21 protein-coding genes and 1 riboswitch are annotated in these 16,260 nt (G+C 42.9%); of the genes, 19 read left to right on the top strand and 2 right to left on the bottom strand.

Annotation, left to right across the window (positions count from 1 at the left end):
* The first annotated feature begins 3 nt into the window (after window positions 1-3).
* The 15 genes from L1611_RS16150 to L1611_RS16080 all read left to right on the top strand — a co-directional run bounded on the left by L1611_RS16150 (window position 4) and on the right by L1611_RS16080 (window position 10,849).
* Window positions 4-207 (top strand): hypothetical protein, encoded by a 204-nt coding sequence (locus L1611_RS16150; RefSeq protein ID WP_236314754.1) that lies wholly within the window; start codon window positions 4-6, stop codon window positions 205-207.
* Window positions 188-505, top strand: a complete 318-nt coding sequence (locus L1611_RS16145) for a YbjQ family protein (protein ID WP_236314753.1) — start codon at window positions 188-190, stop codon at window positions 503-505. Before L1611_RS16150 ends, L1611_RS16145 begins: the two co-directional genes overlap by 20 nt.
* Window positions 506-524: 19 nt before the next feature.
* The gene (locus L1611_RS16140; protein ID WP_236314752.1) at window positions 525-1,082 is read left to right on the top strand and encodes a GNAT family N-acetyltransferase; all 558 of its coding nucleotides are present in this window, start codon (window positions 525-527) and stop codon (window positions 1,080-1,082) included.
* A 443-nt stretch (window positions 1,083-1,525) separates the two neighbouring features.
* Window positions 1,526-1,612, top strand: a riboswitch (cyclic di-GMP riboswitch).
* Between the two features lie 85 nt (window positions 1,613-1,697).
* Window positions 1,698-2,060, top strand: a complete 363-nt coding sequence (locus tag L1611_RS16135; protein ID WP_236314751.1) for a DUF192 domain-containing protein — start codon at window positions 1,698-1,700, stop codon at window positions 2,058-2,060.
* A complete protein-coding gene (locus L1611_RS16130) occupies window positions 2,057-2,242 on the top strand; it encodes a Flp family type IVb pilin (protein WP_236314953.1) in 186 nt (61 codons plus the stop codon). The genes L1611_RS16135 and L1611_RS16130 overlap by 4 nt, the downstream gene beginning before the upstream one ends.
* Before the next feature lie 71 nt (window positions 2,243-2,313).
* Window positions 2,314-2,829 carry an A24 family peptidase gene (locus L1611_RS16125; protein ID WP_236314750.1) on the top strand — a complete coding sequence of 172 codons (516 nt, stop codon included), beginning with the start codon at window positions 2,314-2,316 and terminating at the stop codon, window positions 2,827-2,829.
* Window positions 2,826-3,209 (top strand): TadE/TadG family type IV pilus assembly protein, encoded by a 384-nt coding sequence (locus L1611_RS16120; protein ID WP_236314749.1) that lies wholly within the window; start codon window positions 2,826-2,828, stop codon window positions 3,207-3,209. The genes L1611_RS16125 and L1611_RS16120 overlap by 4 nt, the downstream gene beginning before the upstream one ends.
* Before the next feature lie 14 nt (window positions 3,210-3,223).
* A complete protein-coding gene (locus L1611_RS16115) occupies window positions 3,224-4,150 on the top strand; it encodes a Tad domain-containing protein (protein WP_236314748.1) in 927 nt (308 codons plus the stop codon).
* A gap of 9 nt (window positions 4,151-4,159) precedes the next feature.
* Window positions 4,160-4,840 carry a Flp pilus assembly protein CpaB gene (gene cpaB / locus L1611_RS16110; protein WP_236314747.1) on the top strand — a complete coding sequence of 227 codons (681 nt, stop codon included), beginning with the start codon at window positions 4,160-4,162 and terminating at the stop codon, window positions 4,838-4,840.
* On the top strand, window positions 4,830-5,693 hold the full coding sequence (locus L1611_RS16105) for a CpaE/TadZ family protein (RefSeq protein WP_236314746.1): 864 nt from the start codon (window positions 4,830-4,832) through the stop codon (window positions 5,691-5,693). Before cpaB ends, L1611_RS16105 begins: the two co-directional genes overlap by 11 nt.
* Entirely contained in the window at window positions 5,690-7,123 is a 1,434-nt protein-coding gene (locus L1611_RS16100) for a TadA family conjugal transfer-associated ATPase (protein WP_236314745.1), read from the top strand. Before L1611_RS16105 ends, L1611_RS16100 begins: the two co-directional genes overlap by 4 nt.
* On the top strand, window positions 7,123-8,082 hold the full coding sequence (locus L1611_RS16095; protein ID WP_236314744.1) for a type II secretion system F family protein: 960 nt from the start codon (window positions 7,123-7,125) through the stop codon (window positions 8,080-8,082). The genes L1611_RS16100 and L1611_RS16095 overlap by 1 nt, the downstream gene beginning before the upstream one ends.
* Window positions 8,083-8,086: 4 nt before the next feature.
* A complete protein-coding gene (locus tag L1611_RS16090) occupies window positions 8,087-9,004 on the top strand; it encodes a type II secretion system F family protein (RefSeq protein ID WP_236314743.1) in 918 nt (305 codons plus the stop codon).
* A 391-nt stretch (window positions 9,005-9,395) separates the two neighbouring features.
* Window positions 9,396-10,445: a ribosome small subunit-dependent GTPase A gene (rsgA, locus tag L1611_RS16085; protein WP_236314742.1), complete on the top strand. Its 1,050-nt coding sequence runs from the start codon at window positions 9,396-9,398 to the stop codon at window positions 10,443-10,445.
* Window positions 10,412-10,849 carry a secondary thiamine-phosphate synthase enzyme YjbQ gene (locus L1611_RS16080; RefSeq protein WP_225066014.1) on the top strand — a complete coding sequence of 146 codons (438 nt, stop codon included), beginning with the start codon at window positions 10,412-10,414 and terminating at the stop codon, window positions 10,847-10,849. The genes rsgA and L1611_RS16080 overlap by 34 nt, the downstream gene beginning before the upstream one ends.
* A gap of 215 nt (window positions 10,850-11,064) precedes the next feature.
* Here L1611_RS16080 and L1611_RS16075 read toward each other — a convergent pair whose 3' ends face one another.
* Window positions 11,065-12,420 (bottom strand): alanine/glycine:cation symporter family protein, encoded by a 1,356-nt coding sequence (locus L1611_RS16075; protein ID WP_236314741.1) that lies wholly within the window; start codon window positions 12,418-12,420, stop codon window positions 11,065-11,067.
* A 158-nt stretch (window positions 12,421-12,578) separates the two neighbouring features.
* On the opposite strand from L1611_RS16075, the gene L1611_RS16070 reads away from it, so the two are divergent.
* On the top strand, window positions 12,579-13,043 hold the full coding sequence (locus tag L1611_RS16070; protein ID WP_236314740.1) for a low molecular weight protein-tyrosine-phosphatase: 465 nt from the start codon (window positions 12,579-12,581) through the stop codon (window positions 13,041-13,043).
* Window positions 13,044-13,073: 30 nt separating this feature from the next.
* On the opposite strand, the gene L1611_RS16065 is transcribed toward L1611_RS16070, so the two are convergent.
* Window positions 13,074-13,337, bottom strand: coding sequence for a GlsB/YeaQ/YmgE family stress response membrane protein (locus L1611_RS16065; protein WP_236314739.1), 264 nt, complete (start codon window positions 13,335-13,337; stop codon window positions 13,074-13,076).
* Window positions 13,338-13,490: 153 nt separating this feature from the next.
* Between L1611_RS16065 and L1611_RS16060 the strand changes: the two genes are divergently transcribed.
* From L1611_RS16060 to L1611_RS16050, 3 genes are all read left to right on the top strand, one after another.
* Window positions 13,491-13,958 carry a YtxH domain-containing protein gene (locus L1611_RS16060; protein WP_236314738.1) on the top strand — a complete coding sequence of 156 codons (468 nt, stop codon included), beginning with the start codon at window positions 13,491-13,493 and terminating at the stop codon, window positions 13,956-13,958.
* A gap of 91 nt (window positions 13,959-14,049) precedes the next feature.
* Window positions 14,050-14,874 carry a YihY/virulence factor BrkB family protein gene (locus tag L1611_RS16055; RefSeq protein ID WP_236314737.1) on the top strand — a complete coding sequence of 275 codons (825 nt, stop codon included), beginning with the start codon at window positions 14,050-14,052 and terminating at the stop codon, window positions 14,872-14,874.
* Between the two features lie 637 nt (window positions 14,875-15,511).
* Window positions 15,512-15,991 (top strand): VanZ family protein, encoded by a 480-nt coding sequence (locus L1611_RS16050; protein ID WP_236314736.1) that lies wholly within the window; start codon window positions 15,512-15,514, stop codon window positions 15,989-15,991.
* Window positions 15,992-16,260 lie beyond the last annotated feature (269 nt).

Genomic DNA, 16,260 nt, shown 5'->3' with positions numbered 1-16,260 from the left:
AAAATGGGAAAATACAAATCGTTCATATTGTTATTGACGGTTTTCTTGCAAGGGGCAGCAATCGTTTTCTTATTCTTCAACTTATGGGTTTCAATCCTATTGTTCATCATTTATGGAATCGCCATCCTAGCGCTATTCATCCTTACAGTCATTGAACGGATAAAAGAAAAAGAGGAGGAAAAAAACAATGATTATCGTGACTACTGATACAGTTCCGGGCAAAGAGGTTATCGAATTGAAAGGATTCGTCAAAGGGAGCACGATTCAAGCGAAGCATGTCGGCAAAGACATTTTGGCTGGTTTGAAAACCATCATCGGAGGCGAAATAAGGGAATACAACGAAATGATGGAACAGGCACGTAAGATCGCGATTTCGAGAATGGTAGAGGATGCAAATGCGAAAGGGGCCAATGCAATCGTAGCCTGTCGTTTGCAAACTTCTTCTGTCATGGCCAATGCCTCTGAAATCGTAGCATACGGTACAGCTGTAAAGATCAACGAATGAAAGAGAAGAGGAGGACAACATGATAGAAATCAGAAAGCTTACACCAGAAGATGCAGAAGATTATTTTACACTCAGGTTAGAAGGGCTTGTAAAATTTCCTGAAGCCTTCGCATCTTCTTATGAAGAAGAGATTGAACGTAAAGCAGAACAAGTAGCTGACCGGTTAAGAGGACAAAATCCGGATACACATTTTACCGCTGGGGCATTATACGGCGGTGAACTCGTTGGGATCGGAACTTTTTTGCAGAGGGAAAAAAACAAAACGAAGCATAAAGGCGATATCGTAGGGGTGTACGTCGCAAAGCACGTTCAAAGGAACGGTATCGGATTCAAGCTTCTTCAGTATTTGGTTGAAGAGGCTAGAAAAATAGAAGACCTTGAACAGATCCTCCTGACAGTGATGTCGGAAAACAGTTCAGCGATCCGATCTTATGAGAAACTTGGCTTTAATGAATACGGATTAGAAAGGCGTTCGCTTAAAATTAACGGGTATTATTATGATGAATTATTAATGATGCTGATGTTGAAAGAAGAGTCGAATATTGATGAAACGAAGGATGCACTTGATATTCCGTAATTATGAATTGACTCTCCCTTAACGGGGAGTTTTTTTACTTTATATAAAAGCTGTAAGTCCCGAATGAATGATTGATTTTAATTCTTCCTGACTAGAACACTTTTAAGTAAAAAATAATAAAATAATCTTTAGTACCAGGAAAAAAGTTTAGGTATAAAGTATATGGGGGTCACATTTTAAGGTATATAAGAATTTATATCGTTCAATTTTAAAAACTTTTAAGTGAAAGGTTTGAAAATGAATCCAAATGCCTAGTTAACGTTTAAGGGGTTCCAATAAATGACATTTAAAAACAAACTAAAGTATTGCTTATTTTTTCACTTTAGTAACAAGTGTCCACAAAATGTTCAGAAAAATTTAATAATATTGACCGATGTGATAATTTTTTCCATTTTGTATGATGAAGTTACAAAATATCGGATTCAACGACAAGCATCGCTGAATTTCGATAAAGGCAAAACTGGTGAAAACCAGCGGCGCAAAACTACAGGGGCTAAGGTGCACTTGCACTAAGCCAGCCAGTTACCGAAAGATCAAAGGGGTGTTTTTGTTTTGCGCATGTACCCTGCTTTCGGTAAAGTCAGGGTATTTTTTGTTAAAGGAGGAGGTGGAACAGTGGAGCTGATTAACCTGACGAATGGGATCGTCATTGCGGAGAAAGTCGTCCCCGCATATTCATTTTTCAAAAGATTAAAAGGACTTATGTTTACTTCATCATTTCCCGAAGGTTATGCCATCCACTTACAGCCCTGTCGATCGATCCACACGTATTTTATGAAATACGAAATCGACGTACTTTACCTCAATGATCAGTATGAAATCATTGCTGCGGAAAGCTACGTCCGTCCCGGAGAATTTGGAAAACACCATAAAGGGACTACGTCTGTCATCGAGATACCAGCAGGAATCATCCACAAGACGAAAATTCAACCTGGACAAACCGTCCAAATCAAAAATCTGAAGGAGCGAGTATCATAATGGAAAAATTAAAAGCACTTATCACAGAAGAACAAGGACAAGGAATGACTGAGTATGGATTGGTACTGGGGTTTATTGCAGTAGCAGCCGTGGCGGCATTAGTGGTCTTACGTGGTGAAATTGTAGACATGTTTAACGATGCTGTTACAGCAATTCAAGGTAGACCGGATCCTACAGAATAAAGATGTGAATTTTTGGCCTTACGTTATCATACGTAAGGCCGTTTTTAAAGAAAAGGTGAGGAGTTTTCAACATGTTGTTCAATATAATCTTAGTTATTGTACTAGTCATCTGCGTCATTACCGATGTGAGGAAACGGCTGATCTATAATAAGGTGATTTTCCCTGCACTTATACTTTCTTTTAGTTTACATTTTATTATTAGTGGTTTGTCGGGCTTTGGGGTATCTTTTCTTGGCTTTCTTACTGGTTATGGTATTCTGTTAATCCCTTATTTCATGGGGGGAATGGGAGCTGGGGATGTAAAGCTGCTTGCGTTGGTCGGAGCGTTGAAAGGCCCAGCATTCGTTTTGAATACTTCCATTTATATGGCACTGCTTGGCGGCGTACTCGCACTTGGTATCCTGGTTTTCAGTGGCGGGGCTTTCAAACGATTGAAATATTACTTCCACTGGCTATATGGGAAAAAGAACGGTCTAAAGGTACCGTTAGCTTTAACAAAGGATTCAATGAAAGCGACCTATCCATATGGAGTAGCGATTGCTGGGGGAGCAATTCTTAGTTTTGTCGGGAAGGCGTGGATTTCATGATCAAAAATGAAAAAGGCCAATCCATGGTGGAAATGGCACTCGTTTTACCATTGCTGTTACTTATTTTGATGGGGATTTTTGATTTCGGAAGAATCATGTATACATATATGCATCTTCAATTGGCGACACAGGAGAGTGTCCGTCTGGGCGGTTTAGGGCGTGATGATGCTGCTATTACCGAATTTGCACGCGATTATATCCATGTCGGGGACTCTTCGAATTTACAGGTCAACATCTCACCCAATGACTCGACAAGGGATTCGGGTGACTATATGACGGTCACACTCGAGTATCCGATAGATTATCTTACACCCTTAATGTCAAAAATACTGCCTTCACCAGTCTTAGTGAAAACGGATTCTACCATCAGAGTGGAGTGAGGGGGCAAGTTATTATGAAGAAAAAATTGAAAGTACTAAGAGAAGAAGCTGGTAGTACGATCGTTCTGACCGGACTGGCAATGTTAGCCTTAATCGCGATCATGGGTCTTGTCATTGATGGTGGCTCCTTATTCATGACGAAAAGCCATCTGCAGAAGGTTGCGAATGGAGCAGTCCTATCAGGAGCGCAAGAATTGACAGCCAATGAGGATGATGTTCGCAGCGTTGTCAACAAGGTACTTACAGAGCATGCCGAACTGGATAGTCTGGAAGACATGAAAATCGAGCTGGAAGATAAAGTTGGTGTCGATCTGATAAAAGAGGTTCCCCTTTATTTTTCTACCCTATTCGGAAAAGAGTCTGTTCCTGTTAAGGTTCATGCTGCAGCTGAAATCGGGACGATGGGTGAAGCGATCGGTGTAGCACCACTTGGAATCGATAGGAATGTCAATCCTCAATTATTCCATGAGTATAAATTGAAAGTAGGTCCCCATGAAAATGATACAGGTGTATTCGGGCTCCTTGCTCTTGGCGGATCTGGTGCAAAAACTTATGAGGAAAACTTGAGAAATGGATACCAAGATCCAGTTGGATATGAGGATATTATTGAAACAGAAACCGGAAACGTTGCAGGTAAAACAAGAAGCGTTGTGAACGATCTTGTCAACGAATGTACAGTGACAGAGGAAGAGATGAGAGCTGGGGCGAATCCTCGTGATTGCGGAAGGATTTTGTTAATCCCGATTTATGTACCTTATGAACACACTCAAAACCAGATGAAAAAGATCCAAGTAGTGGGGTTCGCTCATTTTTATATTACCGAACCGATGGATGGTAACAGTACAGAAATTACAGGGATGTTTGTCAGACAAACAGACACCGGTTTTATCGATAATACGATTGAAAATTTCGGAGCTTTTGCAATCAGACTAACAGAGTAGGTGAACATAGTGAGGTCAAAACTTGTATTAACGTTAGCGGTCATCATGGGGATCATCACGACGGTGCTTTTTTTCAATTATATGAAGCAATACGATGCGCAGACGGTAGCTAATAAAAATAAGATAGAGGTTGTTGTGGCAGCTCAAGAGATCAAGCGGAATATATCGATTACGAAGGATATGCTAGAACTCAAGCTCATACCTGAGGAAGGAATCCACTCGAATACAATCACAAACCTGGATACTGCTGTAGGACAATTTTCTACAGCGGATATTGCACAGGGCGAAGCGATGTTGACGAATCATCTTCAAACCTCAAAAGAGGAAGAGCTGTTCGTTTCTCGAAAGATCCGTGATGGTTTTCGAGCAGTTTCGGTCGGGGTGAATTTGCCTCAATCTGTATCGAATTTGCTTGAGCCTGAAGACCAAGTGGATGTCATCAACACAGTGAAAGAAGGGGACAAACTAGTTTCAAAGATCGTAGTCGAGAATGTAACAGTCCTAGCGGTTGGACGACGCATGGTTGAAACGACTGAAGGTGAAGAGTTCGTCGAATATACTTCTGTTACGCTTGAAGTGATGCCTAATGAAGCTGTGAAACTAGCAAACGCGACAGAATCAGGACCATTACACATCGCACTTAGAAGCAGGGTCAAGGCTGAAGAGGAGGCTGCTTCGGATGACAACTAACACCAGTGAAAAAAATGAGCATACTGGGATACAAAAAAGAAAGCGCGGAGAAATGATTGCTGTATGCAGCGCTAAAGGTGGAGTTGGCCGTACAATCATGACGGTCAACTTGGCCGTTGCTTTATGTAAAAAAAGCATAAAAGTCGGGGTGCTGGATGGCGATTATATGTTTGGGGATGTCGGGCTTGCCATGGACTTGCAATCGGCCTTTACGGTGAAGGATGTCATCGAGGATATCGATGATCTTGATGAAGTAACACTCGAAAGCTATTTCAGCAGACATGAAAGCGGGGTCCGTGTCCTTTCAGCTCCAGACCGGCCGGAGTACTCAGAGCTTGTGACGAAGGAGAATATTAGCAAGATTCTCGATCTCATGCTTTCGCAGTTCGATTATGTTGTGGTTGACACAGGGGTAGGGTTACAGGAACAGACACTGCCTTTACTTGAAAAGGCAGATCAGATCCTGATGCTGACTAATTTAGAAATGTCGACTTTGAAAAATACGAAGTTGATGTTGGAGACGCTTGACGCAATCGAGCTGAATACCAAAGTGACAACAGTAGTGAATCGATCGACGATGGAGAGTGTCATCAGTGCTTCAGATGTACCGGATATTCTAGAAGACCCTGAGCTTCAGTATATCCCGAATGATTTTCAAATCGCTTCCCAATCATTGAATATCGGAATCCCTTTTGTGGTGAACCAGGGAAAGACCGAACTTGCGAAGGCAGTCATGAAGATAGCAGAACAGCTTACCTCAAGACGGGAAATTAAAGTCTATGAATCTGCTGAGCCTTCATTCCTTTCTAAAATATTCCAAAGGTCTAAACGTAGCAAGGAGGGAAAAGCGTGAGTCTACTTCAAAAGGTCAAAGCGAAAAACCAGGAAAAGATCAATAATGGTGAGCAAGTAGAAGTTCAGAGCGAACCAACCAGCCCAAAACCTGACATCGTCTCCAGCTTCCGCCCGCAAAAGATACAAGTGAAGGATGTTAAAGTACAAGAAAAAGAGCAGCAGAAGTTTAATAAGCATCAAGAACTGAAAAATCGTTTACATAAAAAAATATTAGAAGAAATGAATAGCAACGATGATGTTGAAACAATCATTCCAAACTTGGATGCGATGGCGGTTGAGATCATCAAAGAGGATGAGCAATTCCGGGGAGCAATCGATCGGAAGAAGGTTGTCGAAGAACTTACTCATGATTTGACTGGATTCGGACCGATCAACCCACTGCTTATGGATCCAGAAGTGACGGAAGTGATGGTCAACGGGCCGGGAATGGTGTATATCGAACGGAAAGGAAAGCTGATGTTGACGGGCATCCGTTTTCGGGATGATGAACACGTCATGAACATCATCGAAAAGATTGTTTCACCGCTCGGCAGACGGATTGATGAAAGTTCCCCAATGGTAGACGCACGTTTGCCGGACGGTTCCCGTGTGAACGCAATTATCCCACCGCTGGCATTAAACGGACCAACGCTTACGATCCGAAAGTTTGCAGCAGACCCTTTCAAGATTGATGACCTTATTTCTTTCGGTACGTTGACTCGTGAAATGGCAACCTTCATTGAAGCATGCGTAAAAGCGAGGCTCAATATTTTTGTTTCTGGTGGAACCGGCTCAGGTAAGACGACCACACTAAATGTCCTATCTTCCTTCATTTTTGATGATGAACGGATTGTCACGATTGAGGATGCAGCGGAATTACAGCTCGCGCAGCCACACGTCATATCGCTTGAATCGCGTCCTCCTAATATAGAAGGAAAAGGGCAAATTGCGATTCGTGATCTTGTACGGAATTCATTACGTATGCGTCCTGATCGGATTGTTATCGGGGAGGTTCGTGGGGCTGAGGCTCTCGATATGCTCCAGGCGATGAACACAGGTCATGACGGCTCCTTAGCGACGGGTCACTCGAACAGCCCGCGGGATATGATTTCCCGTCTTGAGACAATGGTATTGCTTGCTGGGGTGGAACTTCCGGTAAAAGCGATTCGAGAACAGATTTCAGGAGCAATCGATCTGATCATCCAGCAGTCCCGATTGAAGGATGGTACGAGAAAAATCACGAAGATCACCGAAGTCCAGGGCCTTGAAGGAGATGTCATCGTCTTGCAGGACATTTTTGAATATCAACAGGATGGTATTGATGCAGAAGGGAAAATCAAAGGCAGATTGGTACCGACGGGTGTACGGCCGAAATTTTATGACCTGTTGGAGAGATCCGGTTTGGATATTCCTCCAAGTGTCTTTGTATCTGAGGAGGACTGGGGCTGATGCATTATTATTTAATCGTGTTGGCATCCTTCACTTCCTTTTTATTCTTTTACGCTATTTTTCACATGACATTTCTTTCAGACAAACGTATGATCAAGCGGATGAATTATTATCTTTCGAGCTATAACAAATCAAAGCTTGAACGGAAAAAATTCAACCTATTTCTAGAGCTCCAGTTATCGAAGCAGCGACTGCGCTCGAAGGTCTCGAAAAAGAAGAGCAAAAAGCTTGAAAGCATGCTACGTAGAGCCGGGGTTCCATTGAAGCCGGAGGAGTTCATCCTGTTCCGGTGGATTTCAACCGCATTAGCTGCGGGATTTCTTTTCCTTATATCGGGCAGTATTCTGATGCTGATCATCGGTGCTGCAGGAGGCTATATGCTGCCGATCATGTGGATCAAGAAAAAGGAAAAGAAACGGATTCAAAAGTTCAATGATGGACTAGCGGATATGATTTCGACGGTGGTAGGCTCCTTACGTGCAGGATTCAGTTTTCCGCAGGCGCTGCAAACCGTTGTCGAAGAAGCGGATGACCCGATCAGCAGTGAAATCGGTTTTGTGTTGAAGGAAATGCAATACGGCAGTTCACTTGAGGATTCATTGAATGAATTATATGAGCGGATGCCAAGTGAAGATTTGGAACTTATGATCCAGGCGATCTTGATTCAAAGGCAGGTCGGAGGTAATTTAGCGACGGTCCTTGATAAAATCGTCCAAACCATCCGTGATCGAACGAAAATCCAGAGACAGATCAGTACGCTTACCGCACAGGGGAAGCTTTCTGGTATCGTCATCGGATTACTCCCGCTCATTTTAGGATTGGTTCTTTATCTGATCGAACCGGAGTACATCGGTACATTGTTCACGCATATCATTGGTATGGGCCTACTTGCGGCTGGTCTTATTTCTGGAATTATCGGATTTATATTAATTAGAAAAGTAACCACGATTGAGGTGTAAAGAGATGATATATATCAGTTTCTTCGCTGCGGTTACGTTATTTCTTTATTCCATTTACGTTTATCGTAGCGAGAAAAAAGAACCGGTCAAACGGCGACTGGATGCTTTTGTCGGTAAAAAAGCTGAAGCTGAGGAAGATGAAAATGATGCCACAGCAAAACCGTTACACGTACGTTTGCTGGGCCCGCTTTGGAAAGATTTCCGCAGAGGATTCAAGAAAAAGATGCAGGGGGAGAAACAAGCCAGGCTTGAAGTAAAATTACTTCAAGCAGGAAACCCATTCGGTATGACGACGTTTGAGTATCGCCTCATCCAGCTCGGTCTGATCTTGATCATCCCATTTTTAGCTGGGGGATGGGGAGCATTATCAGGGTTTGAATTGGGTGGCATCATTCTGTCGGTGTCATTTGCAATGCTGGTTGCAATCATCCTTCCTCCTTATTATTTGAAAAGTAAAAAGAAAGCTCGTTCACAATCTGCCTTACGCGAGCTTCCGGATGTTTTGGATCTTCTGACGGTCAGTCTTGAAGCGGGACTCGGTTTTGACGGCGCTCTCAGTAAGGTCGTTTCGAAAAAAGAAGGGGTCTTATCGACTGAGTTCCACCGATGTCTAGAAGAAATCCGGTTAGGAAAAACACGGCGGGAAGCACTTCGTGGAGTGAGGGAGCGGCTGACGGTAGATGAAATCAACATCCTGATCAGCAGTATTTTACAGGCTGAAAAGCTCGGAATCGGGATGGTCAATGTCTTGCGTGTTCAATCTGAAGAAGTACGCGATCAACGAAAACAGCGTGCTGAACAAGAAGCGATGAAAGCACCGGTCAAAATGCTTTTCCCGCTTGTATTGTTCATTTTCCCAAGTTTGTTCATCGTCCTATTAGGACCGGCCATCATACAATTTGTTGAAGCATTCAGTAAATAATATTTACATTCTTAAATGGGTAGCATATAATGGAAACAGATTAACGGATTTGAAGGAGGTTTTGTATTATGTACAAATTCATCGAGATGGACTATTCACCAATTGTATATGATGCACAGCCCCTGTTTAAGGAAATTAAACAAGTAACCAAATGATTAGCGGTGAATTTTCGACGCACATGACGTGCTAGTACTGCCGTTGTCACAGGACGTGACGCTTTTAGGCAGTGATCGTTACTCGGTTATTATCGATTTCTTTCTATTATTAATGAACAGATCCATGGGCTGTGCACGGCCTGTGGTTTTTTATATCGTTTGAACAAACCATCGGGTGATTTTTTCCGGTGGTTTTTTTTATTATGATGTTCTTTTAAAAATAGGAGGAAATCGAATTGAATTTACAACAATTAGGATTTAATGAGGAACGTATTGAACAAGCAAACGAATGGATAAATAAAGGTTATGAGCCGGGTAGAGTTGCGTTAGAGCATAAGGGAATGTACACCTTGTTGACAAAACATGGTGAAATCCTCGGCTCCATATCTGGTAAAATGAATTTTGAAGCTACCGAGCGTGAAGATTATCCGGCGGTGGGTGATTGGGTCATGTGTCAGATCCGAGAAAATGATCGGGCAGCCACAATTCATGCCATCCTGCAGAGAACCAGTAAATTTTCCAGGAAGATTGCTGGTGTGACAACAGAAGAACAGATCATCGCAACGAATATCGATACAGTGTTTCTAGTAAATGCACTTAATAAGGATTTCAATGTCAGAAGGATTGAGCGATACCTATTGATGGCATGGGAAAGCGGAGCTAACCCGGTAATCGTGCTAAGTAAAGCGGATTTGTGTGAAAATATCCAGGAACGGGTAAATGATGTAGAAACAGTGGCTATCGGTCTTCCAGTCCATATCATAAGCTCTGAAACAGGCGAGGGGATTGATGAGCTCACACCTTATCTTTCGGAAGGTAAAACAGTGGCATTGCTCGGTTCGTCAGGTGCAGGGAAATCGACCATGGTGAACCGGTTATACGGGTCAGATATACAGAAGGTGAAAGAAATCCGTGAGGGCGATGATAAAGGGAAGCATACAACGACCCACAGGGAACTGTTCCTTTTGCCACAGGGGGGATCAATGATTGACACACCTGGTATGAGAGAGCTTCAATTGTGGAATACGAATGATGGGTTATCCGAAAGCTTCCGGGATGTGGAGGCACTTGCTGACGTGTGCAAGTTCAGGGACTGTCAGCATGAGAACGAACCAGGATGCGCGGTAAAAACAGCGATTGACACTGGTGAATTGACGGCAGAAAGGTATGCGTCCTATAAAAAATTACAACGCGAACTTGCTTATCTGGAGCGGAAGAATGATCAGAAAGCAAAGCTGGAAGAGAAAGCGAAATGGAAGAAGATTACGAAAAGCATGAGGAGGTAACGATGCTCTATAAACAGTCCATCCAAACAAATAGCCATGATGATATGCTTGACGTGACGTCCACGGTAAAGGACCTGATCAAAAAAAGCGGGATTACCAATGGGGTTGCTTATATCTATTGCGCCCATACAACTGCAGGAATCACCATTAACGAAAATGCGGATCCCGATGTGAAGCATGATATGTTGATGAGGTTGAATGAAGTCTATCCTTGGGAACATGAAAAATATAGACACGCTGAAGGGAATTCTGCATCTCATTTGAAAGCGAGTACGGTGGGAAGCTCACAAATAGTGATCATAGAGGATGGGAAACCGATCCTTGGAACATGGCAAGGTATCTATTTCTGTGAATTTGATGGACCTCGGACACGCAACTACTATGTAAAAGTAATCGAAGGTTGATTATAGGAAGGACTCATCCAGTGGGGTGCGTCTTTCCATTTTCGGGAGTTTGGATATTTGGTAGCAAATCCGGATTTTATCGGTGCAAATTCGGATTTTTCCGGTGCAAATCTGGAATTTATCGGAGCAAATCCAATTTTTATCGGTGATTGGCATATGGAACCATAAAAAAGACCCAAAAGGCATTTACGCCCATTGGGTCTTCTCCATTTATCTTATGCTGATTGTGAGGTTTGCTTTTGTTCTTGTTTTTTCACAGCAAGGAATCTCTTCGTTTCGGCAACGACCACACCCGATAGGCCGAGAAGTCCGATCAAGTTCGGGATCGCCATCAAACCGTTGAAGATATCCGCAAGTGCCCAGACAACATTGAGAGAAACAGTTGTCCCGACAAAGACTGCTATCACAAACAATAATCTATAATACTTCACTGAATTGTCTCCAAAAAGGTACGAAAAACATTTTTCCCCGTAATAAGACCATCCTAAAACAGTCGAATATGCAAAAAGGATGATACCGATCGTTACGATAAAGGCACCTGGTGCGCCAAGGAAGCTTCTGAATGTTTCTGTTGTAAGTGCGGCACCATTCAGATCACCTTGATACATATCACCCATGACGAGCGTGATTCCAGTGATCGAACAGACAACGATCGTATCGATGAATACCTGTGTCATCGATACCAGTGCCTGGCGTGCCGGGAAGTCCGTTTTTGCAGCAGCCGCCGCAATCGGCGCTGAACCTAAACCAGCTTCGTTCGAGAACACTCCACGAGCCACACCCCAACGAATGACTGCACCTAGTGCACCACCAGCAACAGCTTCTCCTGTAAAGGCATCACTGAAGATCAAGCCGACGGCACCGGGGACGAGATCAAGGTTCATGAATAAGATCACAAGCCCACCGACGACATAAAAGAGAGCCATGAATGGAACCAAGTAAGCAACAACACGGCCTATACTCTTGATACCACCAAGGATGACGAGACCAGTCAAGACCATCAAGATCAAGCCTGTCGCCCAGCCAGGAACATTGAAAGTCGTCTGGACTGCATCTGCAACAGAATTGGATTGGACCATGTTCCCAATTCCGAATGCGGCAAAGGCACCGAAAAAGGCAAACAAGACACCAAGCCACTTTGCATTCAATCCTTTGTCCAAGTAGTACATCGGACCGCCGGACATTTCCCCATTCTTGTTTTTGACTCGGTATTTTACAGCTAAAATCGCTTCGGCATACTTTGTCGCCATACCGAACAGAGCACTGAGCCACATCCAGAGGACGGCGCCTGGTCCGCCGATGAATACAGCCGTTGCAACCCCGGCGATATTACCTGTACCGATCGTAGCTGCTAATGCTGTCATCAGGGCCTGGAAGTGTGAAATATCTCCTTCAGACTTTTTGTCCTGCTTTTTGGAAAAAGCAAGTTTTAAGGAATAAGGTAATAATGAAAACTGTAAGAAGCTGAGTCGGAATGTCAGGAAAATACCAGTCCCGACGAGTAATACGAGGAGCCAGGGACCCCATACCCAACCACTCACTTGCCCTAAAAAATCTTCAAACTGCGTCATTGTGTTTGTCCTCCTATCTATATATGGTTACTATTTTAATATTCTACACAAGAGGGAAACATGCCTTTTAACTTATAAGAAAATGTTGGACAACCTCATAAAAAATCGATTTTTCATACAATAACTAATATGAATTCAGAGAAGGGGAAGTGTAAAGGATGAAGGTCCTATTTGTTTCTCTTGGCGGAATATGCCGAGCTCCGATTGCGGAAGCGGTTTTAAAGGAAAAGTGCAAGATTGAGGGGCATCAGATTGAAGTTGATACAGCAGCCGCGAGAGATTGGCATGTGGGTGAATTTCCCCATGAAGAAACGGTTCAATTTTTAACCGATAAAAAAATTCCCTTTGATCAAAAAGAAAGCAGGCAGGTCAGAGTAGAGGAACTGGAGACATTTGATTTCATCCTTGCCATGGATGCTGAAACTGTTGGTGAATTGCATCGTCTGGCTGGAATGCGTCAGACAGGTACAATCGCAAGGCTCCTTGATTATGTTGCCGATCAAAAAGAGGTCGATATACCGGATCCTTACTTGACGGGGAATTTTAATGAAGCATTCAACCTGGTCACAATCGGCTGTGAACATTTTATCAAACACAAAATGAAAAGAGACCGGCTCTTTTGATGAGCCGATCTCGCTATGAATTTTTTTTGATCAATGATGTCGACTCGGCCTTCTTGTCCGTTTCATGATCATACTCAGTAAGAGGACGACAATAATGGCACCGATCAGCGCCGGTATTAATGCCAGACCTCCAAGAGAAGGTCCCCATGAACCGAGTAGTAATGTACCGAGCCATGCCCCGATAATACCGGCAATGACATTTCCGATGATGCCTCCAGGTACATCCCGTCCGATGATAATGCCCGCTAACCAACCGATGATTCCGCCTATGATCAAGGTCCAAATAAATGACATATGCCTCTTCCTCCTTTTGATTTTTAGTTTTATATTTATAATTTTTCATTCCCTGCCAAAAAATTCTCTAAACAATTTTCTCCAGATGTTTTGGTTTTTCAAGAACAGGGGAAATTAACTATTATTCAACAATAAAAAAAGGAGAGATCATTTATGGCTCAATCTGTATACACACAAGATCAACAAAAAGTAAACCAAGCCGTACCAGTTAGTATGAATCAAAAGAAAGAGGGCTCTTTCCTTTGGAAAGGAATCCTGATCGGTGCGGCTGTCGGAGGAATGGCAGCGTTGATCGATAAGAACACACGAAAAAATGTCCAGACAAGATCAGCAAGAATAAAGGACCAGACAACATCCCTATACAGGACAGTAAGGGAAGATCCATCGGTCATCATGGAGACTGTAAAGCATACGATGGACACTACATCAAAAGCGTTGAATGATTTATCCCGTGAAGTGAGAGAAGTCATCCAGAAAGTTGACGAAGTTCGCCAGCATTCTGTCGAGACGTATTCCAGCATGAAAGAGGTTGGCGGAGAGCTGAGGGATGTTTCCGGCAAAGTGAGAGAAGCTGGGAAGGAATTAACGGACATACCTGACCTTGACGAAAATAAATATTAGAAATAGGTCCATGAACCGAGCATCCTAGCTTAGTTCAGAAATGACAGATAAAGGTGGCTTCTTATAAGCCTATGGATTGGGGGGAGTGGTTGTGGAAAGATTGAAGCAGCCATCGAAAAAGATATTCTGGAAGGATTTATTCCGACGGATACAAGATGACGGTGTAACCGATTTAGCAGCACAGCTTGCTTTTTATTTTCTGCTGTCACTCTTCCCATTTCTGATTGTCACGGTAACGATCCTTACGACAATCTTGGACCATAATCGATTGTTTACTTTTATACAACTCTATGGACCGCCGGAGTTGATGAATATCGTCAAAGAGAATACGGAAATCATCAATAATCAGGGTGGAGCGATCCTTTCAGTCGGGATCATCGCTACCCTATGGACCGCTTCTAATGGCATGAATGCCGTAATCAGGGCCTTGAATAAAGCTTATGATGTTGAGGAAAGCCGAAATTTCATCGTTGCAAGAGCAGTTGCGATGATGTTGACGCTCGGCATGCTGCTTATCATATTCGTTGCTATGGCTCTTCCGGTTTTCGGCCAGATGATCGGCCACATATTCGGATATCTCGGACTCCCCCACTGGGAAGCGATATGGAATGCTCTCAGATGGGTACTTAGTACGCTCGTTATTGTGTGTGTCATCACAATTATATATTTTGTTGCACCGAACAAACGTTTAAGGGTGAAGAATGTCTGGATCGGAGCTGTTATAGCTACAATGGGTTGGCAGTTCGTATCCTGGGCATTTTCTTTTTACGTCAATAATTTCGCGAATTTTAGTGCCACTTATGGAAGTCTTGGCGGGGTCATTGTCTTGATGCTTTGGTTTTATGTTTCAGGGCTGATGGTCATCATCGGGGGGGAAGTAAATGCGACATTCAATGAACTCCAGAAAAATACCTGATCATTGGCGAAAACCTCTGAGATGAAGGGGCGAAATTTCGAGTTGAGGAATTCCGTTCATTTTTAGAAAGGGCTTTTGAGCGGTCATTATCGATAGTAGTTAAGGTTCTATGATGAAAGGGTCACTTTGCTTTTGGGTATAGGTCTTTTTATTCATGCATACGGTCGCAGTTTGTAGCAATGCACGAATGTTGTGAGTAAAAAGTACCTCGCTTAAAGCAAGGTGACCTTTTTTGCATTTAAAGAAAGTATAAAATACTTTCTTCAATATAAGCACCAACTAATGCTCAGCCTGCGCTAAAGGCTTGGCTTTGCCAAGTTTTCTTTATATGTTGAAGAAGCAGTTTTATTTTTTGGTTGTAGTTCAATCAGGCACTTTTGTAGATGATGGAGTTTAGTGCTTAACCTCTATATTTACAGTAAAATCAAAGGATCGAGCTTCTTTTTAGCTGAATACTTGAAGAATTAGAGCCTAAAAACAGTCAAGCGCTCATAGACTATTACTGCAAGTCCCTGTTTTTTTACACTTGAAGACATCCTTTCTTCAGTATTAGCTCAACCTTTGCTATGTCAAACTTTCTTTATATGGTACACTATTCCTAGTTTTGTGAAGGGTAGGAGCAAAGGAGCAGAATCTTATGCAGATACAAAAAGCAACAAGAGAATATGCCCGGATGAAGTGGCGATGGATAGGAGCGATCCTGTTTATCTGTTATTTAGCAGTGTTGATCTATTCTACTTTGTTCACCTTCAACTATTATGTTTATGGAAAATCCTTTAATCTGGTCCTGCTCGATAGCATCCGATTGATGTGGCGAAGCGGGAACTATTGGCTGATCTTCAAAAATGTAATCGGTAATCTACTATTGTTCATGCCGTTAGGCTTTTTGTTGCCATTGATGTTCCGATGGCTTGATTCTTTTAGGAAGATGTTCTTCATCTCCTTCGGGGTGAGCGGTTTGATCGAACTGCTGCAATTCTATTACGCCAACCGAATTTTTGATATAGACGATATATTGTTGAATGGATTAGGTGGATTGACAGGATTGATTGCTTATAAAATAATTGCGTTTTTCTATAGGATATATGAGAGGAATTTCAAAAAAAGAAGGAGCTGACTTGATCAGCTCCTTCTTTTAATGGATTAGAAAGTAAAATTTTGCGGTGAAGTGATGTCTAGCTCCAACGCCCAACCACTTGGATCACTTCAGTCCTCCTGTGGCGGCAAGAGCCTCCTCGTAGGACTTCCAGTGACCTTCGTGGCTGATCAGGGCGTTTGCGCTTTTCTTGATGTCTAGCTCCAACGCCCAACCACTTGGATCACTTCAGTCCTCCTGTGGCGGCAAGAGCCTCCTCGTAGGACTTCCAGTGACCTTCGTGGCTGATC

Source organism: Pseudalkalibacillus salsuginis (genome assembly GCF_021646685.1).
Taxonomy (GTDB): domain Bacteria; phylum Bacillota; class Bacilli; order Bacillales; family Fictibacillaceae; genus Pseudalkalibacillus; species Pseudalkalibacillus salsuginis.
This window is presented reverse-complemented; position numbering and strand designations above follow the sequence as displayed.